Source organism: Piscinibacterium candidicorallinum (assembly GCF_047549485.1).
GTDB classification, from domain to species: domain Bacteria; phylum Pseudomonadota; class Gammaproteobacteria; order Burkholderiales; family Burkholderiaceae_C; genus Piscinibacterium; species Piscinibacterium candidicorallinum.
The window spans coordinates 2,130,241-2,154,624 of sequence record NZ_CP180191.1; the positions used below are offsets into that span (position 1 = coordinate 2,130,241).

Sequence of the window (24,384 nt, forward strand, 5' to 3'; positions counted from 1 at the left end):
CTCCTAGGGAATGAGTGCGAACTTTCGGCGCAAATTTCCGAGAGGGTTCCTGATAGAACCAAACAGCGGTCTTCCCCCCGTAGCCCCCCTCGAACCCACCACACGGGCACCACACGGACACCGCACCTGGCTGGCGTGTGGCTCACCCTCGATGGTTCGGTGCCCTCTCCCGGAAACGATCTGTACCGGCTGAACTGTGCTGGGCCATATAGCGGGAGCGTTGCAGGGCTGGGAGCGTCCGAAGGCGGGGAGTCCGCTTCTGTGGCTCCATGCGTCCTACGTGCTGACTGCAGCGCACCGCTGGCAGGGCACGCACCGAAGGACAGACACCATGCACGCCATCGCACACACCCTCGACGCCCTGACCCGCTTGATTGCCCACGCACTGGGCCGCACCGCTGGGGTCAGCTACTGGGCCGCAGAGCCCGCTCACTGGGCCAGCTACACGGACGCTACCGGGGCGCGAGTGGTGAGACTCGGCAGGCTTGAGCTGGCGCTTGATGGGAAGCGATAGGGAGCCCGTAGAGCGCATGAAAACGCCCCGGGGTACGACACCACCGGGGCGCTTGTCGGAGGGCTTGCAGGCGCTTCTAGGCCGCTTGCTGCGCAAGGTACTGGTAGAGCGTCTCGCGGCTGATCTCGAAGCGCCGGGCAAGCTCTGCACGGCCCTTGCCGCCCCGGGCTGCGTCCTCTGCACGGAGCTGGGCTACTTGATCCGGGGTGAGTTTGGGACGCCTGCCCTTGTACACACCGCGCGCCTTGGCCTGTTCGATGCCCTCCCGCTGGCGCTCGCGGATCATGGCCCGCTCGAACTCCGCGACTGCGCCTAGGAGCTGCAGCAGCAGCATGGAGCGGGCATCCCGCCCGGGATCGAAGGTCATTGCGTCCTTCACGAACTCAACCCGGACGCCCCGGCCAGTCAACTCCTCGACCATGGCCTGCAGGTCCGCGAGGTTGCGCGCTAGGCGGTCGAGCGAGTGCACCACGAACGTATCCCCGGGGCGCAGCGCCTTGAGGGCAGCCTGCAGCTGTGGACGGTCTGTGGTGCTCCCGCTGGCTTTGTCTTCGTACACCTGATCCAGCTGGACGCCTTCGAGCTGGCGGGCGGTGGACTGCTCCACGGTGGAGACGCGGCGGTAGCCGATTCGGAGTGCGGTCATGTTCGGTTTCCTGAAAGTGTCAGGATGAACTCTAGACCATGGGGCTCTACCTGTCAAGAAATGCGGAATCCACCCTATCCGGACGCAGATTCCCGGGCCTGCCTGACGTGGCCTGTGGGTGTACCCCAGCCTGACAGCTGCTATGCGGCCCTATCGCAAGGACTGGTGCGGCTTCCGGGCGGAAAGCAGGGCCACAGCGTGCCTAAACCCTCCCCTCCGCTAGAACCAAAACGCGGCCCCCGCGAGGGCACGACGCATGGCCCCTACTGCTTGCGGGCTAGGGCCTCATTCTCGCTGGAAGACAACTTTTCGGGGCCGCAGAGAGCCCCCGTGGATACCACCTGCATGGCCGGAAAAGGGGCTGGCTACATGCAGGCCACGGGTGGTGGGTTTCTTTCTGCGGCCTCACCTTTTTTCTCAGAGCTATCCACCATGATCTGCAAAGACAGTCCATACACCGCCAAACCCAAGAAGCCCCCGAAGCGGGTGCCTGTGGCTACCGGCCGGGTCTTCCCGGTCAACCTCGATACACGCTCGGAGGCCATCGTTCGCTTCGTGCAAGCCAAGCACAACGCGGGCAGCCCGTCCAAGCTCACCAGGCATGCAGTTATCCGGAGAGCGCTTGAGCTGTACGGGGAGCACGTCTCCAAGCTGACCGACTGGGATTCAGAGTCCGGGGAGCTGGGCCGGGCATCCGCTCGGAAGTCGCCTACACCGGATTCCCCAGAGGCAGCAGCTATCGCAGCAGCGGTGGCCTCGCTGGACACCGAAGGGGCTGCCCTCCCGCTAGCAGATGTTCTCGACCCCGTACCGCTCAGGCAGGCCAGTGCAGCGTGGGTGCAGGACATCAATAGCCGCGTGGATGCATCCCTCAATGAGATGGCGTCCAGGCGCGGAGCGCTGGCAAACAAGCTGCGCGCTGCAGGGTATGGCCCCGGGCCGAAGGGGGGCAAGAAGTGAGCACCCTCGCCACCAGGCAGCAACTGGCCGACCTACTGCGCCTAGTCACACAGGGACTCCACGCCATCCTGAAGAGCGACAAGCCCACAGCCGAAGCCCTGCAGGTGGCCCGCAAGCTCCTCGACGCTAACCACGTGAGAGCCGATGGAGTCCGAGCACGCAGGCGCTTGGAGGCCCTCTACGCGGCCTACGTCCGAGAGCTGGCCAAGGCCGTGGAGGAGCGTCCCACCGCAGCCATCCTCGCGGAGTGTCGGCACTTCCTCGCTAGTCAGCACGTGAGCAAGGAGGCCCCGATTGCGGCCTCTCTGCAGCAACTGGCGTCCTCTGCGCTGCCCTTCACCAAACCACACTGACACCATGAACCCACACACACTCACACGCACCGCACACAGCATCCTCGTTGCGGACCTCGAAGGCCACGGCAACGTGCTCTCCGAGATGCACAGTGCGGCCCTGCTCGAACTGGTGGACACATTCACCGGCTACGCGGCTGGGACCGAGAGCGGCCGGAAGGCTTTCCCACTGCCTACCGGCATGGGCAAGACCTCTGCTGTGGTGGCCTTCATTGCGGCCATGCATCGGCTAGGGTGTGTAGTCCCTGTGTCCGTGGCGGCCAGCAAGGTGGAAGCGCTCTGTACCTTGAAGCGCGACCTCGTTGCCCACGGTGTCCCGGTGGAGCTGATCGGCCTGAAGCACTCAGTCCCAGACGCATCGGAGCCGAGCACAGGTAGCGCCAGCTACCCCATCCAGCTGGTGACCCATGCACGGGTTCGCAGCGGCCGGGACTTCGACCTGTTCGGGACCCATGACGGCCAGGACCGGGCGCTGTGTATCTACGATGAATCGCTGATGCGCGCGGACGCCTTCGCGTTCTCTGCGCTGTCGTTCTATGCCTCCGTCGCGGTGCTCAACATCATGACCGCAACCAGCAAGGAGCCGCTACTTCCTGCGCTACTCGACTACCTCAAGGACGCAGAACAGCGCATCCGAGCTGCAGTGGCCTCCCTTCAAGATGCAGGGGACCCGTACAGCAACGGAACACCCGTACAGCTGGGCGAACTCCACCCGGACACCATCGAAGGCTTTAAGGACCTCATAGCGCGCTTCGGGGCACCGATTCGGGGATGGGAGCAGAACCTTCGGGACTTGCTCACTCTGTCGCAGGACTCGCTCTGGGTCATCGGCAGTGAGCAGGGAGACGGCATCGTGACCGCGAGGGAAGCAGTACCCGCCGCCTTGCGCAACGTGGTTGTCCTCGACGCCTCCGCACCGATCCGCGAGCTGATGCGCCTTGATCCATCAATCACTCTGGTGGAGTCCTTCGAAATGGCCTCGCTGAAGAGCTTTGAGCACGTGGAGGTGAACCAGATTCTCTCCCCGGGCGGGCGAAGCACTATCTCCTACTCGCTCAGTGCCGACAGGCGCGAAGCCTCCGCGGTAGTCCGCGAGGTGGCCTCGATCATCTCCGAGGGCTGGGACAAGGAAGCCGCCTTTCTGGTGTTCACCTTCACCCGCCGCGGGAGTATCGACCTTGTTGCGGAGCTGCGCAGGGGACTACAGAGAGCCGGGATCGACGTTGCAGCCAAGACCCCGGACGGTAAGGACCGCGTGGTGTTTCTCACTTGGGGTTCCGAGACTTCCCTGAACGGTCTTGAGCACTGCACATCGGTCATCATGGCCGGGGTTCTGCACCGCGCACACCTCGACCTCGCGGCCATGGTTCGGGGTCAGACCGGCAACCCCGCCGAGCCGACTCCCTCCGCAAGGATCAGAGAGCTGGTGGAGAGCGAGATAGCCCACTGCATCTATCAGGGGGCCTCGCGGGGCAGCTGCAGGCGTAGCGAGGGGGGCAAGGCGCGGGCTATGCGGCTGCACTTCATCCATCGGGACCCGGCCATCAAGACCTGGCTGGACCGAGTTATGCCCGGTGCAGTGTGGAGCTATCCAGAGCCGCGCTACCTAGTGAAGCAACGAGCGGACGGAAAGACTGCCCGGATGCTGGCTGCGCTGCTGCAGCACTTGCAGACCATCCCCAGCGGGACGGACGAGGTGAGTAGCCGCAAGGTCAAGCAGGCGCTGGGACTTCCCAAGGAGAAGGCAACGGAACACGCGTTCACCCGCGCAGGCGACTTGCTGTGCATGCAGACGCATGGATGGATGAAGTTGGGGCGCGGGTTCATTCGCGGGGCCGCAGCGCACGGCTTCGAGGTGGCTGAGACTTAACCCCCATTTCTCCCTTAAGCAGATCGTTTCTTGTCTCTTCTATAGGGCATGGGGGTTAACTGAAGCAGGCTCCGTTCGGGGAGTCTGCCCAGTCCAGCCCCCCGCCTTCACCTCCCCCAGCCGCCCGCCTGTGGCTCACCTCCCCGGGCCACTTCGAGCGCACCACAGCGGCACGGCTGGGCACTCGAAGGGACAGGACACCGGGAGTCTCACCCGGCGAAGCCGGTTCCTCGCTGCCCTCGCTCTCCCTTCCGCTGTGTTCGCCTTAGCGCGCCCCACAAGGACACAGCAAGCCCCACCTCAAGCCCCGCACCCGGGGCCACACCAGACCCCTCCCAGCCCCCCACAAGCGGGCTGGTTCCTCCACGCCTACTCCACCTTGAAAGCACACCATGTACGGAACATCCAGCAAGACTCACGCGGAGTTCAAGACCGCAAAGCACTTCAACGAGCACAAGCGCTGCAGCGCCCCCGGATGTACCGAGTATCGGGACGGTCTGAACTCTGTATGCAGGGCTCACCTCGCACCGCTCAAGCGCTACGGGCACCCGCTCGCTACCCCAGTGCGTCTCACTGAATACCGAGCGGCAGTCGATAAGGCCTCCCGGCTCATTGCAGCGAATCCAAGCCACCCCGGTCTGAGTGCTGCTGCCGCATGGCTGCAGTCACAGATGGATGCAGCAGCCCGCGAGGACACCTCCGTGGCTGGATGGGAGGAGTGGGCAAGGCTCAAGCGGCATGGAGTCAGTCCACAAGACATCCTCTCCCACGTTGCAGGCTGCTTCGTGTTCCTCGCTGAACACCCGCACAGGCTCCCAGATGATGCCTCCCGGTCCTTCGCACTGGCCCGGGCAATGCTGGCGCTGGCTCCCCGGCCGCGCAGAGCACTGGGCAACGGTGCGACGTACTCCCCCAGAGCCAAGCCTTCGAGTGTCTCGCGCCTAGCGAAGCTGCTGCAGGCGCAGCTCGCACCCCTACTGGCCAACATCGCACGCACCGTCCGTGAGATGCCCTCCCCGGAAGCGGCGAGAGGGCGGGCTATGAGTGCTCCGCTGCAGCTGCCTGCCCCAGTCCTGTAATCCCCCTCCAAGTTTCTCCGCTGGGTCCCCTACAAGGGGCACCAGTCGTAACCATCCTGCTGCACCACCGGCAGCCGGGAGGCCCGCTCTTTGCCCTTCCGTTCGCAACACCCCAACCCTTCTAGAAAGACCTTCATCTATGGCAACCCCCCCGCATCCTCAATCTCGGTGCAACCCAGACCCAAGCTTTTACGTTCGACCGGATCATCCCCATGGACCGCCCCCGCGGTGACTTTCCGGAGTCCATCAATACGGACATCGCGCCCCAGTCGCTTGGCGCTGGTGCCACCGCTACAGGCGCTACACAGGCCCTCTCAGCGGGACAGCTGATCCGACTCCAGTACCGCGCTACCCAGAACGCAACGGTCATTGTTGAAACCCCCAGCGATGGCGGCTCGACGTGGCCTAACAGCTTCAGCGAAGTAGTCCCGGGCGTCACTGGGGAAGACAACTTCCACGCTGTGTTTACCCCGGTGGGCGGTGCGAACCGCTACCGAGTCCGCGTGACCATGGGCAGCGTCCCCGGGCATATCCGCTGCGCCATCTCGCAGGCCCGTGCCTGATTCCCCTTTCATTCATCCAACCATCAACAAAGGACATACCCACCATGGGCAATCACGTTTCCTACAGCCACGGCGTTAGCGCCGATCCCCGCGAGTCTGACGATTCGCGCCTCCTCGCATCCCTCCCAGCAACGCTCACCCGTGTAGGTGCTGGCGCTCTGCGCGTGCAAGCCGGTCATCAGGTGGCAGGCGCTGGCCTCGCCTCCTACCAGCACACCGAAGCAAGCCTTGCGGAGACTGGCTCAGTCATGGCTACCCGCAGCGGGAGCGGCATCAATGAGACAGTAGAGATTGCGCCGGGGCAGCGCACGAACCTGGCCACTGCGGCCCGCCTTGGCCTGATCGTCAGTGATGGTCGCGGGGGCTACATGGACGCCCCGGGAAAGCCGCGGGCCTGAACGAGAGCCCCGACCAATCTCGTTCAACAGAGCAGGCGGGGGAGCCGCAAGGCTCTCCCTCAGACCTCCCCGAAGGCTTCATTGCAGAGGATGTCCAAGCCTTCGAGCGCATGATCGAACCGCTGCCCCAGTACGCCTATGACGCTGGCCTAGCCGCTGGCATGGCTGCGGTGATGAACGGGGCAACTGACCTCAATGACGGTGCAGCCCGCATGGCGCAGACACTGGGCATCCCGCCCGAAGCTGCTGCGCTGGTCATGGAGTCAGGCTATGCCCACTTCGAGGGCGTGGCGCAGCGTGTAGCTGCCTCTGAGGGCCTCGACGCGGCCGACTGGTACGAACTCGGTGCATATGCCCGCAGCAACCCCAGCCAGCTTGGCCCTGCACTGCAGGCGATGGTGTACGCCCGAGACACCAGCAAGTGGGCTGCGCTGACGCGTGAGTTTCTGGCCTTCAAGGCGCAGCGAAGCGGGGTGAACCGATGAGCGCAGCTCTGCAGATACCCCCACCCGGACGCAGCGCTCGGCGCGAGTGCCTACGCAGCCCGGTCACTGGGACACCGCACGGGACCGCGCTGGTGAGCAAGACGCTGACCCCGAAGCTGGCCGACGAGCTGGCGAAGGTGGCCCCCGGTGCGGATGCGCAGGCAGTGCTCGATGCGGTGCTGAAGTTTGGAAGAGTGGCCGGTTGATACCGGCTTTGGCAGGTCAGGTTTCCCTAGTGGGAGCTGGCCTGCTTTTTTTCGGTCGCTTAAGCTGACCGCACCGTATGGAACAAAGGGGTTATGCGTGATATTCGTGGGCGTGTGCTGTGCCCTAGGGGCGCTAGGTATCTGGGCATACCAACTATTCGTCTACCTCAAATACGGTGCGTGGGTGTCTATCTCTGTCCTCGACGCATTAGGCCTGCTCGGAGGGCGCGTGAGCGTGTGGACGGCGTTTCCAAGCGATTGGCTGGGCTTACACGCCATGCTTGCGTGGGTCCCAGCTGCGCTGGTGCTGCTATGCATCGGCTTCTTCTTGATGGCGTGGGGCGTTGAACTCGCCGCGCAGCGCGCTTGATCTTGCGGGCTGCTTGGGTGCCGCCACTAGTCGGTGTACACCCGCTGCAACTGCAGCTCCGGGTAGGCCAGCTTCGACAGAGCCGCCCGTAGCAGCGGCAGCCCGAACCGTGTGTATCGCTTCGCCCCCGTGCTCCCGTGAATGGTGTGCCCGGTCAATCGGTCTGCCACAACGTCATCCACCCCAGCGTCCACCAGTCGAGTCCGCACCGTGTGCCGCAGTGAGTGGAAGTCCAGATAGCCCCGCTTCACGCCCTGCTCTCCCCGGTACACCGCAAACCAGTCGGAGAAATACTCCGCAGCAGACCTCCCCGGGGCACGCTCGACCGCAGGGAACAGCAACGCATCCCCTGCCCTGCGCCGTGCAGCCACATAGTCAGCGAACCCCAGCCGCACCAGCTCAGGATGCACAGGGATGCGCCGCTGTGTGCTGGCGTTCTTCACACTCGTTCCAGGTGTTCCCTCTTCAGCATCCCCAGCATCGCGCACGATATGCAGCGACAAGCCCCCTTCATCCTCTGCGATGTCCACTAGCCGAAGCTGGCATAGCTCGCCAGCTCGCGCGCCCGTGTAGAGCCCCAGCAAGGGCACCCAGTAGGCCGCATCGCCTCCGGCTGCCTTCATCGCGGGGAGCCTGTAGCTGGTGAACAGCGGGGACTTGAACAGCCTTACAAGATCATCGCCCTGCCACAGCTCCCGTGTGTTGGATTGCTTGACCTCAACCTTGCGGCCCTCCCATGGGTTCGCCTGCAGCCAGTCGAGATGCACCTTCGCAAAGTTGAGGAGGGATTTGATGTTGTCGAAGTGGTCCTTCGCAGTCTTGTCCGCAGCACACTCCTTGCGCAGGTGGGCAATGAATGCTGTTGCATCCGCCTTCGTGAGTGACTCGATGTACCGCCCGGGCAGGCAGCCATCGAACAGGCGCATCGAGTAGCCCATCTTCTTGGCTGTGCCCGGAGCGGGCTTGCGTTCTGCCTTCCACAGCGGGAACACATCATCCAGCGTATGGGCCTGCGCTGCAGGCTCCACGGGGGCACCAGAGGGCGCAGCAGGTGTAGGAATGAACTCCCCTTCATCCCGCTTCACCCGGTCCCTGTAGGCGTTGCGCATCGCACCCAGACACTCCCGCAGGGCAGCGATGCCATCGGGGGCCTTCCAGTTCACGGCAAGCCCCATGGAGCGCGCGACTTGATCCGCTAGAGGAACCACGGCGGACAGCTCGCGCCGCGCCAGTGCAGTGGCTGCCTGCCCTTCTGCAGCTGCGTTGAGGCCCGCCATGACTTCCGCCTCTCGATGAGATAAGCCATCGAATGGGGAAGCCTGCTGAGGCGCTTCTGGGGCACCTGTAGGAATCTGCAGGCGCGCGCGCGGGGCATCTATGACCGCCACCAGCTCGCGCAACACGTGGCGCATCTCTGCCCCTTCGCGGGCTTCATCGTCCTGCGCTAGGACTTTGGCTGCGACGCCCTGCGCGAATGCGGATGCAAGCTCCGGGGTTACCTTGTCCAGTGGCTGGGCATTGATCGACTTCCGGACGCTGGCGAACTCCGCCTCACGCTCTGCGCGCAACTGGTGGGCGCGGGCCTGCACTTGGGCACGCTCACCGCGTCCAAGGGAGATGCGGAAGTCCTTGCGCCCGTGGTAGTGCGCCTGAAGGTCTGCGGGGACAACGATGCGGAGCTGCCATGCGCCGCCGCGCTGGGTCAGTCCTAGAGGTTTGGCCATCGGGGCATCCATGTGACGAGTCTAGGGGAACTGTCACACTTTGATGTCACACCCGATTTTCTAAGTGCTTGATCTGCCTACTTATTCTTATAAATCAGGCACTTACGATGGCGGAAGCGGTGAGATTCGAACTCACGGATGGCTTACGCCATCGCCGGTTTTCAAGACCGGTGCATTCAACCGCTCTGCCACGCTTCCAAGGGCCCGCATTATAGGCGCGCCGTGTTATCGACCTTGGACACGCCGCACTGCTTGGCGCCCGTGCTGTCGCAAGGGCAATGATCAAAGGCCCCAGGAAAGCTGGGGCCTTTGAGATCATCAAACGCTCGGAGCCGTCAGTCGAAACGAATTCCGCCCTGCAACACGATGGTCGTCGGGTAACGACCACCACTGTCAGTGACGCTTCTGTTCGCGCCGCTCGTTCGCGCTCCATCTGAAAGCGCGATACCGCCACCGACACCCTGGAACGAGATCTGGGAGACCGGCGACGCGGCAAGCGCCTGGGCGACCGAGGTCACGGCCCCACCGCAATCTTGCACCAGGGCGAAGGAACTCAGCGGTATGGCGTAGTCCGTCGCCGCCTGGGCAGTTGGCGTCACAACACGACGCAACTGGAGGCGGCACGTCGCCCCTCCAGCGGTATAGCGCTTACCGAGATCCATCACGATCATGAAGTTGTTTGTGGCGCTACTGAACCACTCGGGGTTCTGACCGAGCTTGAAGCGAAGCGTTGTCTGGGCGCCGACTTGCACACCGGGCGTGTCAGCCGATGGGCTGAAGCCACCGACCAGACCTGGCGCCTGGACATAGATCCCCATGTACAGATCGGCGGCGGGCGTGGCGGTCTGGTAGTAATAGAAGAAGAAGCTGTCTGCGGCAGTGCTGGAGGGAACAAAGCCACCATCGCCCCCACAGTTCTCGGGTGCGCCGTTGCAGTTGAAGCCATCGAGATTGCTGCCGCTGAAGCCGTTGTATTCGCCGCCTTCGACGGTGCGCCGTCCGGTACCGAAGCCTGTTGAAAAGATCAGCGGGCCACTGCCGCCACCCGCAGACGCCGCGAGCAAGCTGATGGTGTCGAAGTAGTAGGCCCTGCCAGGGGGCGCATCTACCGTGCCCAGTCGCGGCAGCAGGACGATCTTGTTGTAGGTGAGCGCAGGATCGATGCCGGAGAACGTCCAGGTCAGCGTCTGCCAACCCACGACCACTTGCTCGTTGGCTTGAACATCACCGGAGTTGGCGCCGCCAGGGCCTTCAACCTTCATCACCATCGGAATGCCTGCCAGGGGCGAGTACACCTGGGCGCTGATCGTGCGCCGAGTTGCGGTGAACGGCACCACAACATCGATGATCCCCAGCGCAAACGGCTGACCACCCGAGCGCAGCACCTTGAAGCTGTTGCCCGATCCACCGCCGGACGGGCCTACTTCGATGGCGCTGCCTTCCGCGCCTTCAAAGCCCGCCACTGGCGGCCGAATGTCGTCGAAGTTGGCCACAATCGTGGCGCCTGTTGACGGCTCGGTCAACGTGATCGCGTCGAAGTAGTAGGCCCGGCCTGGGGGCGCATCTACCGTTCCCAGTCGCGGCAGCAGGACAATCTTGTTGTAGGTGAGCGCAGGATCGATGCCGGAGAACGTCCAGGTCAGCGTCTGCCAACCCACGACCACTTGCTCATTGGCTTGAACATCACCAGAGTTGGCGCCGCCAGGGCCTTCAACCTTCATCACCATCGGAATGCCTGCCAGGGGCGAGAACACCTGGGCGCGGATGATCCGCCGAGTCGCCGTGAACGGTACGGCGGTATCGATGATGCCCAGTGCAAACGGCTGACCGCCCGAGCGCAGCACCTTGAAGCTGTTGCCCGATCCGCCACCAGACGGACCGACTTCGATGGCGCTGCCCTCCGCGCCTTCGAAGCCAGCCACTGGCGGCCGAATGTCGTCGAAATTGGCCAAGACGACCGGACCGCTGGCCGGTGGCGGTGGGGGCGGCGGCGCGACCGTATTGAAAGCCTTGGTAGCAGAAACGGCAGCGTTGCCGGTTCCAGTCGCGTCCGTCACGCTGTTTGCGGGGACGGTGATCGTCACGGTGCCCGTCGCGGCGGCGTTGGGGGCCACGACAAGCGTGGCGCTGGTACCCGACAACCGGGCAAATGCTCCCTTTGTGCCGCCAGTAACCACCACGTCCTCGGTCGTGAACGATGTGCCGACGTCGCGGTTGAACGAGAACGTGAAGGTAATCGGCCCGGTGGCGACCTCGGCGCTGACGTTGTTCGTGATCGTCACCACCGGCGGCGCCGACGGAACGACGCTGTCGGGCCGCGGCGGCGGTGGCTCGCCACTGCCCCCACCGCACGCCGCCAACAAAAGCGCGAACACGGCTGCCGACAATGCGGCACGAATGTGACGGGTGGAACGTGTCATGGCAGTCTGTCCTTGGTTATAGGAATCAGGCGACTCCGGGGCATGGATGAGCGATCGCCAAGAAAGCGCTTTCACAAGTATGCGGACGAGGGCGCGATGTTGGCAAGGGTTTCTTTCTTCTCGGTTTCCCGAAGGCTCTAGGGACCTCGTGGGCGCCCGTTCAGGAACCCGTAAACCGCGCGAGTTGGCCGGGGGCCACTGTGAGGCGCTGGCCATCACTGAAGCGGACCTCCAGGGGCACCTTGCGCGCATTGAACGCAAGGTAGGTTCGACGACCATCCGGCCGCTGGAACACCGCGTGGAATGGCGTATCTGCTGTGATGTTGAAGTCAGGCACCCCCATCTCTTGCAGCCCCAGCATAAAACTCAGGCTGTAGCTTCGCGACGAGCCAAGCTCTACGGCGCCCCAACGATCCCAGCGCTTGAGCGCCTCATCGGGGTCGGAGAGCGCCAGGTACTTGGCAAAGATGTCTTGCCAGATGTCCTTGGGCGGTGGCGGATTGGGTTTGGTAGCGATGCGATTCCATAGCGCGGTCTCGGCGGGGAGCGTCGCCAGATTGCGCTTCACAAACGCCGGGTCGCGCCCCAGGTAGGTGTGTGCGGTCGTGACGGGCAGGAGATTGATGCCCTTGATCTGCCGCGGATCGTCAGTCCACCATGTGTTGTGCTGATACATGCCGCCGAACAGGAGACTGACTTCAGCATTCCGGTACTCCGGCGCGAACACGATGCGGTGAATATCGAACCAGTAGTGATTAATGGCCTCGATCTCGCTCGTGTAGAGATAGATTCCGAGGTCGCGCAGTGACTTGTTGCCGGTGATCTCACCCCACAGGATCAAGCCGACCCACGCATTGATGGACTCCGACGAGGATTCGTTGTTGTTGCCGAACTCGCCGACGCCGATGCCGTTCGCCCAGGTGTGTGCCTCGTAGGCATCCCAGTTCCGCAGAAACGGAAAGTCTGCCCGTCCACGCTCGCTGGTGGCGATATCCGCGATCAGAAGCTCGATCATGCCACCCCATCGGTCGCGGGAAATCCACGAAGGATCTCGCAGTGCGATCTCGGCGGCAGCACGTATCCAGTAGCCGTACCAGAAGTGATGGTCGTTGATCTCGGCAACCGCGAAGAACTCGTCGGGATAGATCGAGACGAGGCCCATCGCCTCATCGCGTTGTACGTAGCCTCGGCTACTTTCGCCGCCCAGCCACTCTTCCATACGCTTCTTCGTCATCTCGATCAAGCGATCGCGCCGCAGCAAGTCACCTTGCTGCTCAAAGCGCTCGGCGAGCTTTATGGTTCGCAGCAACCCCTTGCCAGCCCAATAGGCGCTGCGCCCTTCGCGCTGCAGTTCCCGCCCAGCGGTAGAGAAGTCCTTATCCATGACATCCTGCAGTTGCGCAAGACGCGCGGCCTCCTTGATGGGTGGCCAGTAGGGCACAAATCCGTTGTAACGCTTGCTCACCGTGAACTGGGACGCCGCCAGCAGGCGCAGCGGGCCGCGCACGGTCGCGAATGTTGGTCCGAGCCTGCTCTCGACGGACGTATTGCGGAACCATTGATGCGGATACAGGCCGAGGAGTGGTCCGTTATCCGGACCCTCCATGACCTGCGTGGTCGCAGAAAAGGTGGTCTCCACGCGGCTCGCTGCCTCGTCATAGCGCCAGTCCACTCGGGTTCGAGTGATGAACGCATAGGCATGGCGCGTGAACAGCGCGAGCGTCTCTGATTTGTCGTCGGGCAGACCCGCCACAGACAGATAGCCCTTGCCTGCCGGAAGCCGGGCGATCCACTCGGTCGGCGACACCGGGTCCCACGCAACACCGGTTGGTCCAAACATCGCGTAGACCTTGCTTCCAACCCGCACAGCAAGTACTCGAGGGTCTGCACCTGAATGCAGCCGCTCGCCACCAGCAGGAAGTCGGATGCGCAAGTCACCGCGGCTGACTCGCATCGACGCGAAGGGGTGCCCGCGCGCGACGGTCGTGAGCATGGTGTCCGACCCGCGCGCCATCGAGATATCGATCGACCAGTCATCTGCATTGGCCAACAGGGCTCGACCGGGCTCAAAGGCGATCGGGCTGATCAGGAGCGGATCACGATGCGGGTAGCGGATTTCTACGTCCTGACGAATGCTGGTCACTGCCTCTTTGGTGGGCAATGCAAACTCAAGCCCGCCGGGGACGGCCTTCACAGTGATCGGCTGAACAAAGATGGCTTCGGGCTTGGCGCTGAATGCCAGTGTTGAATACCACTGGTTGGTCGGCGCCGCGCGTTTGAGCATGCTCTCGGTGCGGAACGGCGCGCGCGGCACCGCCTTGTCACTCCCCTTTGGCGCCAAGAAGTAGGCACCATCCCCGAGCTTCACGCTCTGGGCGAACACTGGCGCCGAAAGCAGCGCCATGGCTGCCATCAAGAGCCAGACCCGCGCAGCCATGCGCGAAGACTTCGAAAACGTGAATGCAATCGACATGCGCTCTAAACCAGCGTTGCCGAGGACGTTGAAATCGGTCATCACTCCCCTTCCCGGGTGCGGCGCGTGCAAGCTCGCTCTCGGTCAGGTCGGTTGCACGATGAGGTCGCTCGGTCTGGAATCGACGATCAAAGGCCCGCCGGCGCTCCTGCGTGAGGCGCGAGGGTAAACACGCAGACTTGGCAGCGTTGACGCCACCCCGTGACGGCCCTTATTGTATTTCTTGAAAGCGCTTTCTCCGCAAGCCCCTGCGCCTTCACAACAACCTCACTCAGCCGGAGGCTGCCGAATCCATGCAGCAGAAAACACATCGCTCCACGGGCTCCGACACCCGCGCTGCCACCCCACCTCGCCGCTCTCTCTTGACTCTTGCGCTTTGCGTTGCGGGACTCGGTACCGCAACGAGTGCGCATGCTTTCGAGTGGGGAAATTTCAGCCTCACAGGATTCGCCAAGGCGACGGTGAGTCGCGCAAGCAACGGCTGCGACAACTGTCAGCGCGAGCCGGATGCGTCAAGGCAATTCATCTGGGCAGACGACATTGTTTTCGGCAGAGAGTTCGGCGCTCTGACGTCGGACAGCTGGCAGATTCAACCGGTTATCGGCGCAAAGCTCGACCTACCACAGGGATTCAAGGCGTCCGCCACCTACTCGCAGCGCTATCGCGACGGAAGAGCGGACTTGCCAGGGGTGGTCTATGAGCGCAGCGCGACGCTCAAGCACGAGTACTACGGCTCGCTGACGATCGGCAACTTCCCTTCACGCGCATGGAACCGCTCCGACTTTCCCTACGCATCCGACATCGGCCAGACAGCCTTCAGCGATTCGGGCGCCGCCTATGGCATTTTGACAAAGGCGGTCAGATACACATCGCGCGAACTGTTTGTCGCCGACGGGAACCTGGTGCTTGAAGCGACATACGACCAGGGCGATACCGACTTCAAGCGAAACAAGCCTGCACTCTACGAGCTGTGGGCCCTGTGGGGTCGCGGCCCACTAGTCGTGGAGGCCGTGGCTCAGTCCGGCAAGAACGGGCCTGCGGGCTCGTTCGCCAAGGCGGGCTTCACAGGCCTGACGCCGTTCCCTCAGCGGGACGACAAGCAACTCGGCGGCAACAGGCAGAGCAGCTTTCTTGTACTGGGCAAGTACCAGATCGGCACTGCCTACGAAGTATCCGGCGGTCTGCGCTTCAACCGGTGGAGCGGTGCGTATGCGGTGCAGTTGACTCAAGGCGCGCAAGCGCAGTGGAACAACCCGTTCAACGTGAACTGGAACGGGTTTGACGCCAACGGCGTCCCCAACCCGGGCTACTCGGCGCGTTCCACCGACATGATGCTAGGGCTTCGGAAGTACGTGAACCCGAAGGTTGTCGCATATAGCGGCCTGACCTACCTAGGTAAGGCCAGCACGGCCAATCCCAGTGAGCGTGGCCAGAGCAACACGGCACTGTTCGCAACCCTCGGAGGTCGGTACACGATCGGAGACGGACTGAGCGTCTCGGCGTCGGTCAACGGCGTCTGGTACGGCCGCAAGGGTTTGGCACCTCTGAGCATGCCGGCCCACAACGCGTTTTCGAATATCGACTCCCGCATTGCCCAGCGGGGCAACTGGCTTGCGGCAGAAGTCAATTACCGGTTCTGAATCGAGAGGCTCACAATGAACTCCAACTGGCTTCCAGCGCTGACGCGCGCCATGCCCCGCACTCTTGCTGTCAGCCTCGGCGTGTCGCTGCTGGCACTTGCATCTGGCTGCGGCGGAGGCGGCAGCGGTGGCTACACGCCTCTCGCCGTCTCGCAAAGTGCCGAACGACGCGAACTCCCCGAAGCACTGATCACCCGGGCGGCCATCAACTACTCGCCGTACCGCACATCGCGCAGCCCCGCGGATCTCGCCGGCGAGATCATCACGCCGGCAAACGTGCTCCAGGATCTCCGTCTGATCCAAGCCACCGGCATCGGCACCATCCGCCTGTTCAGCAGCCGTGCCTTCGCTGAAACCGTCCTCCAGGTGATCCGCGACAACAATCTCGACCTCAAGGTCCAGCTCGGCGCGTTCCTGAACGCAGCGCGCACGGCAGCTGCCGAAGCCGAGAACCAGGCCGAACTCGACACGTGCATTCGCCTGGCCAATTCCTACCGAGATATCGTCCTTACCGTCAGCGTCGGCAATGAAAAGCTGGTGGAGTGGTCTCCGACCCGCATGGAACCGGCGGTGGTCGCCGCCTACCTGCGCAAGGTTCGCAGTGCTGTTCGCCAGCCGGTAACCACGAACGACAACTGGCTCATGTGGTCTCGTGTTCCGCGCGAGGTCGCTGAAACCGTCGACTTCGCCGCGGTCCACGTATACCCATTCCTCGACACGTTCTACGACCCCAGCAAGTATGACTGGCGCCAAAAAACTGTACCGGAGCCACAGCGCGCGCAGGCCATGATCGATGCGACGATCGTCGAGGCGAAGAAGCAGTTCAACGACGCACGTGCCGGCCTGGCAAAGCTGGGCCTGAGCAGTATTCCAATGGTCATCGGCGAAACGGGCTGGGCCGCCGTCGACACCAATGGTGGACCGAACCTGGCATTCCGTGCGCACCCGGTGAACCAAAAGATGTACTTCGACGCGCTACAGGTCTGGGCACAGCAAGGTCGTCGCGATGCACAGGGGCCCAAGGCAATCTTCTTCTTCCAGGCTTTCGATGAACCTTGGAAGCAGGGTGACGACGGGTGGGGTCTGTTCAACGCCCAGCGGCAGGCTCGCTACACGATCCAATCGCTCGGCACATGCGGCGTCACCTGGACCTGCGAACCCGGCACCTACACCGCGGCAGACGCCGTGAAGTGGGTTCCTCCGACACTGCAGTCACCTGTCACTTCGAACCGGTACACCCTGTACGCGGACACCCCGACCCCCGGAGAAGATCGCGCGACAGGGCTGCGCTGGGATCCGTTTGTCGCCACCGGCTATCGCGATAGTTCGGCAGGGCCTGCCTCGGCGGACGGTGGGGTTCATCTCGAGATCTCCCCGAACCCAGCCGACTTTGGTTGGGGACTATTCCACTACTCGGACCGCGGCGTGCTGGCGAATCTGAGCAACTTCTCAGGCGGCCGCCTGAACTTCCAGGTGCGCAGCGACGGATACCCCGGCAAGATCGAAATCGGGATCAGCACTGACAGTGAAGACCGCGATATCCATGAGGCCTTCCTGCAAGTTGCCCCGGGACAGTACGGCTACTGCAACAGCAACAACTGGTGCAGCGTGTCCATTCCGGTATCGGCTTTCCTTGCAGCGAATCCGAAGCTCGATCTCCGCTACGTGAACTTCCGGTTCATCGTCGCCGACCGCTTCAGCTTCACTGACAAGCCCCTCAACTTGACGGGCTTGCCGGTGGTGCGGATCGATAACCTGCACTGGTCCCGATGAGCAGCTCGATCTCCTGCGCGCCGGCGCCGCTGCACTGGGTGCTGAGCGCAAGAGATGAGCGGCACGGGCAGATTGCACGGCTGTCACCGCAGCCTGCGTTGATGCCTAGTGTCGATCCGCAGGCTCATGCGAGTGCCCCTGCACGCATGTGGGTCGACAGCACAAGGCGCTTCCAGAAGGTGCTCGGCTTTGGCGGCGCCTTCACCGAGGCAGCAGCAAGCACATGGCTCAAGCTATCGGCCGCCCAGCAGGAACATCTCCTGCGCGAATACTTTGATGCTGACAGGGGCCATGGATACACGATGTGCCGTGTACACATGAACAGCTGCGACTTCGCTCTGGGCAACTATGCGCACGCCGAGCGGGAGGGTGACTTTGCTCTAGAGAGCTTCAGCATCGAACGCGATCGCCGGGCGTTGCTGCCGATGATTCTGGCAGCGCAACGCGTGGCGGGACGCCCGATTCGACTCCTGATGTCCCCATGGAGTCCACCGGCCTGGATGAAGACGACAGGCCAGATGAACCATGGTGGTCGGCTTCGACCAGAGTGCCGAGCCGCTTGGGCACAGTGCTTCGTACGCTTCATCCGCGAGTACGAAGCTGCAGGCGTGCCGATCTGGGGCGTTTCGGTGCAAAACGAGCCGGAGGCCAATCAACGCTGGGATTCCTGCCTATACACCGCAGAGGAAGAGCGCGACTTCGTGCGCGACCACCTCGGACCCGCGCTACACGAAGCGGGACTCGCGCACATCTGCATTGTCATCTGGGATCACAACCGGGACGCCATGGTCGAGCGTGCCAGCGTCGTGTACGGCGATGCTGGTGCGTCCAGGTATGTCTGGGGTACCGGCTTCCACTGGTACATGGAGAATCATTTCGACCACGTACAGCTTGTTCACGATGCGTGGCCTGACAAGCAGCTGCTTTTCACCGAGGGCTGCCAGGAAGGCGGGCCTCACTGGGGTCGCTGGGAGCTGGCCGAGCGTTACGCGCGTTCGATCATCAATGATCTGAATCGCTGGACCGTGGGATGGATCGACTGGAATCTGCTGCTCGATGAGCAGGGGGGGCCCAATCATGTCGGGAACTTCTGCAGTGCCCCCTACCTCGCGGTGCCCGCAGAAGACGGGTTACATGCGCAGAGCTCCTTTGCGGCGCTTGGGCACTTCTCTCGCTACGTGCAGCCGGATGCAGAGCGTGTTCTGGTCGCTGCAACACGCGAAGCACTGGAGTGCACCGCCTTCCTCAATCCGAACGGCAATCTGGTCGTGATCGCCTTGAATCGTAGTGATCACGACATGAGCTTCTCGCTCACGATGGACGGAGCAACCTACGCCGCTGAACTACCCGCACACGCCATCGGGACCTACTTTCGCGGAAACGAACCATGAACCAAGCCCCTTCGACGGCGCGGCTGCTTGCTGATGTTGGCGGCACTAACGCGCGGTTCGCATGGCAGGCCGGGCCGGGGAAGGACATCGAGTCTGTTCTCACGCTGCCCTGCGCCGAGCATGTCACCCTGGAGGATGCGGTGCTGCGTTACCTTCGGCAGACGAGCCGTACGATGCCGAGAGACTGCGCCATCGCCATTGCCAATCCAGTGACTGGCGATCGCATCGCGATGACAAATCATCACTGGGCCTTTTCGATTCGGGCACTCAAGACACAGCTGGGACTGGACCGCCTCCTGGTCGTCAACGACTTCACTGCACTTGCACTGGCGCTGCCGAAGCTGGGCAGCGCGGACCGTTGGCAGCTGGGTGGCGAAGCTCCCGAACCGTCTGCGGCAATTGGCCTGATTGGCCCCGGTACGGGGCTTGGAGTGTCCGGACTGCTACCGGACGGCCGTGGCGGCTGGCTCCCGATCCAGGGCGAGGGCGGGCACGGGACACTCGGTCCGACGACATCACGCGAGGCTGCAGTCCTGACGCTGCTTCGTCAATGGCATGGCCATGTATCCGCCGAACGCGCGGTCTGCGGCCAAGGCCTGGTGGACATCTACTCAGCTCTCCAGCATCTCGACAATACGCCGGGTTCGCAACTGCCGGCAGCAGAGGTCGCCGATGCCGCAATACACAACCGCAACGAACGTTGCGTCGAGGCGCTCAACTTGTTCTGCTCATTCCTAGGTATCGCAGCCGGCAATCTCGCACTCACTCTAGGGGCGCGTGGCGGTGTGTACATCGGGGGCGGCATCGTGCCTCGACTAGGCCGCTGGTTCGCGAGCTCGCCGTTTCGCGCCAGCTTTGAGGCGAAAGGTCGCTTCGCCGCCTACCTTAAGCCGATACCTGTCTACGTGATCGACACCCCGGAGTCCCCCGCCTTTCTGGGCGCAGCCGAGGCGCTCGACTCCGAACTCCAGCTCGCCGGCCTGGCCCGCTGACCCGGAAACAAGAGAGGCGCTCATGACTGCAGCTGGAGCGAATGTCGTGACACACAAAGTGCCGTTTCGCCACAAGGTCGCCTTTGGCCTCGGCATGCTGGCCAACCAGATGTTTCCGGCGGCGCTCGGCATCTTCATGGTCGTTTTGGTGCAAGACCTAGGGTTCCCTGGCTGGATGTGGGGAATCCTGTTCTTTCTGCCGCGGGTGTTTGACTCCCTGACCGATCCGATCATGGGGTTCATCTCCGACAACACGCGCTCCCGCTGGGGCAGACGCCACCACTACGTTTTCATCGGCGCCATCGTGATGGGCATTTCATTCGTCGCAATGTGGCAACTGCATCGCGAAGATGGTGTCGCCTACAACTTCGTGTACTTCCTGTGCTGGTCATTCATTTTCTACACCGGACTCACGCTCTTCAGCATCCCGTATGTCGCAATCGGCTACGAGATGAGTGACGACTTTCATGAGCGCACCAGCATCATGGCAGTTGCTCAGTGGATCGGTCAGTGGGCCTGGGTCATCGCACCGTGGTTCTGGGTGGTGATGTACGACCCGGACTGGTTCTCTAATGCAGACTCAGCGACCCGGCATCTGGCCGTCTGGGTGGGCGTGATCTGCATGCTGCTCGCGATGGTGCCGGCGCTCTTTCTTCCGTACCGATCCAGCGTAAATGACAAGCATCTGATCCCACTGACCTGGGCCAATATCGGCAACGGTATCCGTGAGATCGTGAACAGCTTCAAGGATGCGTTCGGCTCAGCACCTTTCCGCAAGCTGTGCTTCGCGACATTCCTAGTCTTCAACGCCTTCAATACCGTTGCAGCGTTCTCGTTCTTCATCGTGGTCTACCACTTGTTCGGCGGCAAGACCGCTGACGCGGGAATCTGGCCGACGCTGTTCGGCAGCGTGGGCGCACTGATCACAACCTTCGCAGTCATCCCGGCGGTGGCATGGATGTCTCGACGGATAGGCAAGAAGAACGCGTTCATGCTGTCCCAGGGGATCTCGATCATCGGCTACATCCTGCTCTGGTTCCTGATGGTGCCCGGCAAGCCGTGGATGTTCATGCTCGCCCTTCCCTTCTTCAGCTTCGGCATCGGCGGCCTCTTTACACTCATGATGAGTATGACCGCCGACGTATGCGATATCGATGAACTCGCCACGGGCAAGCGTCGTGAGGGCATCTTTGGTGCCATCTATTGGTGGATGGTCAAGTTCGGCTTCGCTATCGCCGGCTTGCTCAGCGGCGCAATCATGTCGCTTGTGGCGTTCACACCCGGTGCGGCAACACAGCCCGAAGGCGCTGTCGACGGCCTGCGCTTGTTCTATTCCGGCGTGCCCATACTCGGCACGCTGCTCGCGATGTGGATCATGCGCAGCTACGACCTTGACGAACAGCGTGCGAGAGAAGTTCAAATCGAGCTCGAGCGAAGAAAGACACGAGCGTCAGTGCAAGCGTCCTCCGGCACTCGGACGTGGCTTCGCGATCACGACTCGGAACTTCAGGCGAACACTCGATCCGCGCTGAGCAGCCTGAGTGCAGCAGAGGTGCAAGCGCTCTATCGCCAGCACCGTAATGAACGCTTGTACGGTCTCTGCTACAGCGCGTACGCGCCTGATCAACAGGCTGGTGATGTTCTTGCCCCATCGCAGATCAGACGACGTGTCGCCCTCATTGCTCCGCATACGCGCTGGCTGCGATCATTCGCCTGCACCGAAGGGCACGAGCTGATTCCGGCCGCTGCGCGTGAGCACGGGCTCAAGACGATGGTAGGAGCGTGGATCAGTACCGACAGGGAGCGTAACGAGCGCGAGATCCACGGGCTCATCACGCTTGCGAAGGCCGGCCTCGTCAGTATCGCTGTCGTCGGCAACGAAGTTCTGCTGCGTGGCGAATTGCAGGAGAGCGAACTGCTCGCGCTGATCTCCCGTGTGAAGGCTGCAGTACCGGATGGAATACGCGTAGGATGTGTTGATGCGTACTACGTGTTCCTCGAACACCCGGCACTGGTCGATGCTTGCGACATAATCCTGCCCAACTGCTACCCGTTCTGGGAGGGCACGGACATCGCCGGCGCGTCCCACTATTTGCGCCGAATGCACGCACTTGTGCTGGCGGCGTCGCGCGAAAAGCAGGTTGTCATCGCCGAGACCGGATGGCCCGGCGGGGGGCAGGCCATCGGGTCAGCGGTACCCTCAGCAGAAAACGCCATGCGCTACTTCGTCGACGTGCAAACTTGGGCAAGACGTGAAGGGGTGAAGCTATTCCACTTCACTTCCTTCGACGAACCCTGGAAGATGCATTTCGAAGGCGAGGTCGGCACTCAATGGGGCTTGTGGGACAAGGACGAACAACCGAAGTATCTCGTCTGAGCGACAGGCTTCTCTCCAAGGGGAGCGTCGGCATCTATCAAGCGCGCGGTCGAGCACCCAAACCTAATCACACGAAGCCCGCGCAGCGGGCAGTCCGAAAATTACAAGAGGTCATCGTCTTGGACGATGGCGAGGGTCAGCTTGACCCGCTTGCGATCCGGCTTAGTCAGGCTGTAACTCCGCCAGTCTCGGGCGGTCAATCAATCGGAAAGCTTCGTCGCGACTCACAAGTACTTGAGCTTCGCGTCTTTGTCCCAGAGCCCCCAGAAAGCACCAACATCACCTTCGGCACCGACCTTCCACGCCTCATCGAAGGCAGCAAAGTGGAACCACTCGATGCCCTCGCGCTCCGCCCACACAGCGGTCTCGACAAAGTATTGAACAGCGGCAGTCGGGCCGGGTAGAGCACCGTGGAAGGGGCTGCCTTGATGCGGCCAACCTGTCTCGCTGATGATGACGCGTTTGCCAGCTGATACCGCGCGCGTCTTTTCGAGCATCTGCCGCATGTACGGCAACGCCTGCTCGCGCGGACACCCCTCCCAAAACGGGTAGCAGTTGGCCATTACAACGTCGCACGCTGCAGTGACTCGCGGATAGTTCTCGAAGATGAAGTAGGCGTCCACGTACCCCACGGGGATGCCCGGCAGTGCCGCCTTGACCCGTGCGATGCAATCGATGAGTTCGTCTTCGGTGAGGTCTCCTCGAAGCAACACCTCGTTGCCGACGGCAACGAGGTCCGCGCAACCGGCCCGGGCCAAGGCAATCACGTTGTCGATTTCGCGTACGTTGATCTCCGCGTCTGCCCCGAGCCACGCGCCCACTAGCGTCTTCAGACCCAATTCGTGAGCGATTCTCGGGGTCTGTTCGTGACCATCAGTACAAGAGAAGCTGCGAATCCAGCGCGCGTGTGGGCGGCACACTTCAAGCCTTTGTCGAATCTGCGCTTCACTCACCTGTGCTCCGGGCGCCTGGCCTTCGAGATATGGGCTGAAGCACAGACCGTGAACGCCCTGTGCCAGTACGGAGCGGAACGCCTCGGCGAGGGTCACCACGCTTCCCGTGCCACCAGACAACGACTCCATAGCGCCGGAATCAAAGACCGGCGCGACGGAGGCAGCTTCAGCCGGGGGCAGGTGCGCCGCGAGGGCGAATGAAGGTTTGCTCATGTGCGCTCGCTCGTTGCGACGTGTTCATATTCAGCCTGTACGCGTCTCTCGGACTGGTGGCCGGGCTCCCAGGGCATTACGCCAGCACCTCGCAGGCCGGGTTCGCCATAGCCCCCTACCTTGTCGTACACGCGTACCCAGTCCACGATGAGTTCCGCTGGAAACTGAGTGTGCTCGTTGGGATGCCCGGGAAAGTTGCCGCCGACCGCGACGTTCATGAGTAGATAGAACGGCTGATCGAACGGCGCTGGCCAAGGATTGAGATCCGCATCCGAAGTCGCTTCCACACCCCGCGTGCCATCGAGGCGACTGCAACTCCACCAATGGCGATACGTGCATGTCTGCACTTCGTCGACATAGAAGCGCACTTCACCCGGCTCCCACTCGACTGCGTACGTATGCCAATCGGCCACCGTGCTTCCGCCAGGAAGCCGGTGCGTGGTGGTGATCAGTGAACGGCACGGATACGACGAGCCAAAGTGCAGGCTGTTAAGCACCTCGTGCGGCTGCTCGCCGACGATCTCCATCAGATCGATTTCGCCGCTGGCAGCCCAGCCACCATATCGGTCATCGACGGGCAGCATCCAGATGGCGGGCCAAAGGCCCTTTCCCGATGGCACGCGCGCACGCGCCTCGATGCGCCCGTACAGCTTGGAAAAAAGGGTGCGACCGTCACGCGCCTTCGTCTTCAGGCGCGCCGACGTGTAGCCACAACCATGCAGGGGCGCCTTGACCGCACGGATATGCAGGCAGCTGTCGCGCACCTGCACGTTCTCGGGGTCGCCGGTGTAGTACTGCAGCTCTTCGTTGCCCCACCCAGGCACCCATTGATGGACCCGGTAGTCATAGAAGCCATTGCCCAAGTCAAAGTCCCACTTGGAGCGGTCGACCGAGACCCCGTCAAATTCGTCGTTCCAGACCAGAATCCAGCCAGTGCGTTGTGCTGCGTTCATTGTCATGCCGGAGACATCGGTTCGAGATTCA

Annotated in this window: 18 protein-coding genes and 1 tRNA gene; 12 read left to right on the top strand and 7 right to left on the bottom strand. The window is 62.6% G+C overall.

What is annotated here, in order from left to right:
* Nucleotides 1–331: 331 nt before the first annotated feature.
* The gene (locus ACMDW7_RS09615; protein WP_377301133.1) at nucleotides 332–514 is read left to right on the top strand and encodes a hypothetical protein; all 183 of its coding nucleotides are present in this window, start codon (nucleotides 332–334) and stop codon (nucleotides 512–514) included.
* A gap of 76 nt (nucleotides 515–590) precedes the next feature.
* Here ACMDW7_RS09615 and ACMDW7_RS09620 read toward each other — a convergent pair whose 3' ends face one another.
* Nucleotides 591–1,160: a recombinase family protein gene (locus ACMDW7_RS09620; RefSeq protein ID WP_377301131.1), complete on the bottom strand. Its 570-nt coding sequence runs from the start codon at nucleotides 1,158–1,160 to the stop codon at nucleotides 591–593.
* A gap of 432 nt (nucleotides 1,161–1,592) precedes the next feature.
* Here ACMDW7_RS09620 and ACMDW7_RS09625 point away from each other — a divergent pair, with 432 nt between their 5' ends.
* The 6 genes from ACMDW7_RS09625 to ACMDW7_RS09650 all read left to right on the top strand — a co-directional run bounded on the left by ACMDW7_RS09625 (nucleotide 1,593) and on the right by ACMDW7_RS09650 (nucleotide 6,868).
* A complete protein-coding gene (locus ACMDW7_RS09625) occupies nucleotides 1,593–2,120 on the top strand; it encodes a hypothetical protein (protein WP_377301129.1) in 528 nt (175 codons plus the stop codon).
* A complete protein-coding gene (locus ACMDW7_RS09630; RefSeq protein WP_377301127.1) occupies nucleotides 2,117–2,473 on the top strand; it encodes a hypothetical protein in 357 nt (118 codons plus the stop codon). Before ACMDW7_RS09625 ends, ACMDW7_RS09630 begins: the two co-directional genes overlap by 4 nt.
* A gap of 4 nt (nucleotides 2,474–2,477) precedes the next feature.
* Nucleotides 2,478–4,343, top strand: coding sequence for a hypothetical protein (locus ACMDW7_RS09635; protein ID WP_377301125.1), 1,866 nt, complete (start codon nucleotides 2,478–2,480; stop codon nucleotides 4,341–4,343).
* Between the two features lie 1,291 nt (nucleotides 4,344–5,634).
* Nucleotides 5,635–5,985, top strand: a complete 351-nt coding sequence (locus ACMDW7_RS09640) for a hypothetical protein (RefSeq protein ID WP_377301124.1) — start codon at nucleotides 5,635–5,637, stop codon at nucleotides 5,983–5,985.
* A gap of 44 nt (nucleotides 5,986–6,029) precedes the next feature.
* Complete coding sequence (locus ACMDW7_RS09645; protein ID WP_377301122.1) at nucleotides 6,030–6,383, top strand: hypothetical protein; 354 nt, start codon at nucleotides 6,030–6,032, stop codon at nucleotides 6,381–6,383.
* A gap of 110 nt (nucleotides 6,384–6,493) precedes the next feature.
* Nucleotides 6,494–6,868 (top strand): hypothetical protein, encoded by a 375-nt coding sequence (locus ACMDW7_RS09650; protein WP_377301120.1) that lies wholly within the window; start codon nucleotides 6,494–6,496, stop codon nucleotides 6,866–6,868.
* A 602-nt stretch (nucleotides 6,869–7,470) separates the two neighbouring features.
* Here the strand turns inward: ACMDW7_RS09650 and ACMDW7_RS09655 are convergent.
* The 4 genes from ACMDW7_RS09655 to ACMDW7_RS09670 form a co-directional block, all read right to left on the bottom strand.
* Complete coding sequence (locus ACMDW7_RS09655; protein WP_377301118.1) at nucleotides 7,471–9,180, bottom strand: DUF6538 domain-containing protein; 1,710 nt, start codon at nucleotides 9,178–9,180, stop codon at nucleotides 7,471–7,473.
* 96 nt (nucleotides 9,181–9,276) lie between these two features.
* Nucleotides 9,277–9,366: transfer RNA gene (locus tag ACMDW7_RS09660), tRNA-Ser, on the bottom strand.
* Nucleotides 9,367–9,503: 137 nt separating this feature from the next.
* Entirely contained in the window at nucleotides 9,504–11,588 is a 2,085-nt protein-coding gene (locus tag ACMDW7_RS09665) for an Ig-like domain-containing protein (protein ID WP_377301116.1), read from the bottom strand.
* Nucleotides 11,589–11,748: 160 nt separating this feature from the next.
* Nucleotides 11,749–14,103: a glycosyl hydrolase gene (locus ACMDW7_RS09670; RefSeq protein WP_377301114.1), complete on the bottom strand. Its 2,355-nt coding sequence runs from the start codon at nucleotides 14,101–14,103 to the stop codon at nucleotides 11,749–11,751.
* A gap of 251 nt (nucleotides 14,104–14,354) precedes the next feature.
* Here ACMDW7_RS09670 and ACMDW7_RS09675 point away from each other — a divergent pair, with 251 nt between their 5' ends.
* Genes ACMDW7_RS09675 through ACMDW7_RS09695 form a run of 5 tightly spaced genes read left to right on the top strand, consistent with a single transcriptional unit; the run spans nucleotide 14,355 to nucleotide 22,234 of the window.
* Nucleotides 14,355–15,701, top strand: coding sequence for a hypothetical protein (locus ACMDW7_RS09675; RefSeq protein WP_377301112.1), 1,347 nt, complete (start codon nucleotides 14,355–14,357; stop codon nucleotides 15,699–15,701).
* A 15-nt stretch (nucleotides 15,702–15,716) separates the two neighbouring features.
* Nucleotides 15,717–17,474: a glycosyl hydrolase family 17 protein gene (locus tag ACMDW7_RS09680; RefSeq protein ID WP_377301110.1), complete on the top strand. Its 1,758-nt coding sequence runs from the start codon at nucleotides 15,717–15,719 to the stop codon at nucleotides 17,472–17,474.
* Entirely contained in the window at nucleotides 17,471–18,865 is a 1,395-nt protein-coding gene (locus tag ACMDW7_RS09685; RefSeq protein ID WP_414859538.1) for a glycoside hydrolase family 30 protein, read from the top strand. Before ACMDW7_RS09680 ends, ACMDW7_RS09685 begins: the two co-directional genes overlap by 4 nt.
* The gene (locus ACMDW7_RS09690; protein WP_377301106.1) at nucleotides 18,862–19,857 is read left to right on the top strand and encodes a glucokinase; all 996 of its coding nucleotides are present in this window, start codon (nucleotides 18,862–18,864) and stop codon (nucleotides 19,855–19,857) included. The genes ACMDW7_RS09685 and ACMDW7_RS09690 overlap by 4 nt, the downstream gene beginning before the upstream one ends.
* 22 nt (nucleotides 19,858–19,879) lie before the next feature.
* Nucleotides 19,880–22,234, top strand: coding sequence for an MFS transporter (locus ACMDW7_RS09695; RefSeq protein WP_377301104.1), 2,355 nt, complete (start codon nucleotides 19,880–19,882; stop codon nucleotides 22,232–22,234).
* A 224-nt stretch (nucleotides 22,235–22,458) separates the two neighbouring features.
* Here the strand turns inward: ACMDW7_RS09695 and ACMDW7_RS09700 are convergent, their stop codons facing one another.
* Complete coding sequence (locus ACMDW7_RS09700) at nucleotides 22,459–23,400, bottom strand: glycosyl hydrolase family 17 protein (RefSeq protein ID WP_414859539.1); 942 nt, start codon at nucleotides 23,398–23,400, stop codon at nucleotides 22,459–22,461.
* On the bottom strand, nucleotides 23,397–24,359 hold the full coding sequence (locus ACMDW7_RS09705) for a family 16 glycosylhydrolase (RefSeq protein ID WP_377301100.1): 963 nt from the start codon (nucleotides 24,357–24,359) through the stop codon (nucleotides 23,397–23,399). The genes ACMDW7_RS09700 and ACMDW7_RS09705 overlap by 4 nt, the downstream gene beginning before the upstream one ends.
* Between the last annotated feature and the right edge of the window lie 25 nt (nucleotides 24,360–24,384).

Coding starts and splice junctions, on each gene's coding strand:
- ACMDW7_RS09615 (WP_377301133.1), top strand. CDS start 332: ATGCACGCCATCGCACACACCCTCGACGCCCTGACCCGCTTGATTGCC.
- ACMDW7_RS09620 (WP_377301131.1), bottom strand. CDS start 1,160: ATGACCGCACTCCGAATCGGCTACCGCCGCGTCTCCACCGTGGAGCAG.
- ACMDW7_RS09625 (WP_377301129.1), top strand. CDS start 1,593: ATGATCTGCAAAGACAGTCCATACACCGCCAAACCCAAGAAGCCCCCG.
- ACMDW7_RS09635 (WP_377301125.1), top strand. CDS start 2,478: ATGAACCCACACACACTCACACGCACCGCACACAGCATCCTCGTTGCG.
- ACMDW7_RS09640 (WP_377301124.1), top strand. CDS start 5,635: ATGGACCGCCCCCGCGGTGACTTTCCGGAGTCCATCAATACGGACATC.
- ACMDW7_RS09645 (WP_377301122.1), top strand. CDS start 6,030: ATGGGCAATCACGTTTCCTACAGCCACGGCGTTAGCGCCGATCCCCGC.
- ACMDW7_RS09650 (WP_377301120.1), top strand. CDS start 6,494: ATGATCGAACCGCTGCCCCAGTACGCCTATGACGCTGGCCTAGCCGCT.
- ACMDW7_RS09655 (WP_377301118.1), bottom strand. CDS start 9,180: ATGGATGCCCCGATGGCCAAACCTCTAGGACTGACCCAGCGCGGCGGC.
- ACMDW7_RS09665 (WP_377301116.1), bottom strand. CDS start 11,588: ATGACACGTTCCACCCGTCACATTCGTGCCGCATTGTCGGCAGCCGTG.
- ACMDW7_RS09670 (WP_377301114.1), bottom strand. CDS start 14,103: ATGACCGATTTCAACGTCCTCGGCAACGCTGGTTTAGAGCGCATGTCG.
- ACMDW7_RS09675 (WP_377301112.1), top strand. CDS start 14,355: ATGCAGCAGAAAACACATCGCTCCACGGGCTCCGACACCCGCGCTGCC.
- ACMDW7_RS09680 (WP_377301110.1), top strand. CDS start 15,717: ATGAACTCCAACTGGCTTCCAGCGCTGACGCGCGCCATGCCCCGCACT.
- ACMDW7_RS09685 (WP_414859538.1), top strand. CDS start 17,471: ATGAGCAGCTCGATCTCCTGCGCGCCGGCGCCGCTGCACTGGGTGCTG.
- ACMDW7_RS09690 (WP_377301106.1), top strand. CDS start 18,862: ATGAACCAAGCCCCTTCGACGGCGCGGCTGCTTGCTGATGTTGGCGGC.
- ACMDW7_RS09695 (WP_377301104.1), top strand. CDS start 19,880: ATGACTGCAGCTGGAGCGAATGTCGTGACACACAAAGTGCCGTTTCGC.
- ACMDW7_RS09700 (WP_414859539.1), bottom strand. CDS start 23,400: ATGAGCAAACCTTCATTCGCCCTCGCGGCGCACCTGCCCCCGGCTGAA.
- ACMDW7_RS09705 (WP_377301100.1), bottom strand. CDS start 24,359: ATGACAATGAACGCAGCACAACGCACTGGCTGGATTCTGGTCTGGAAC.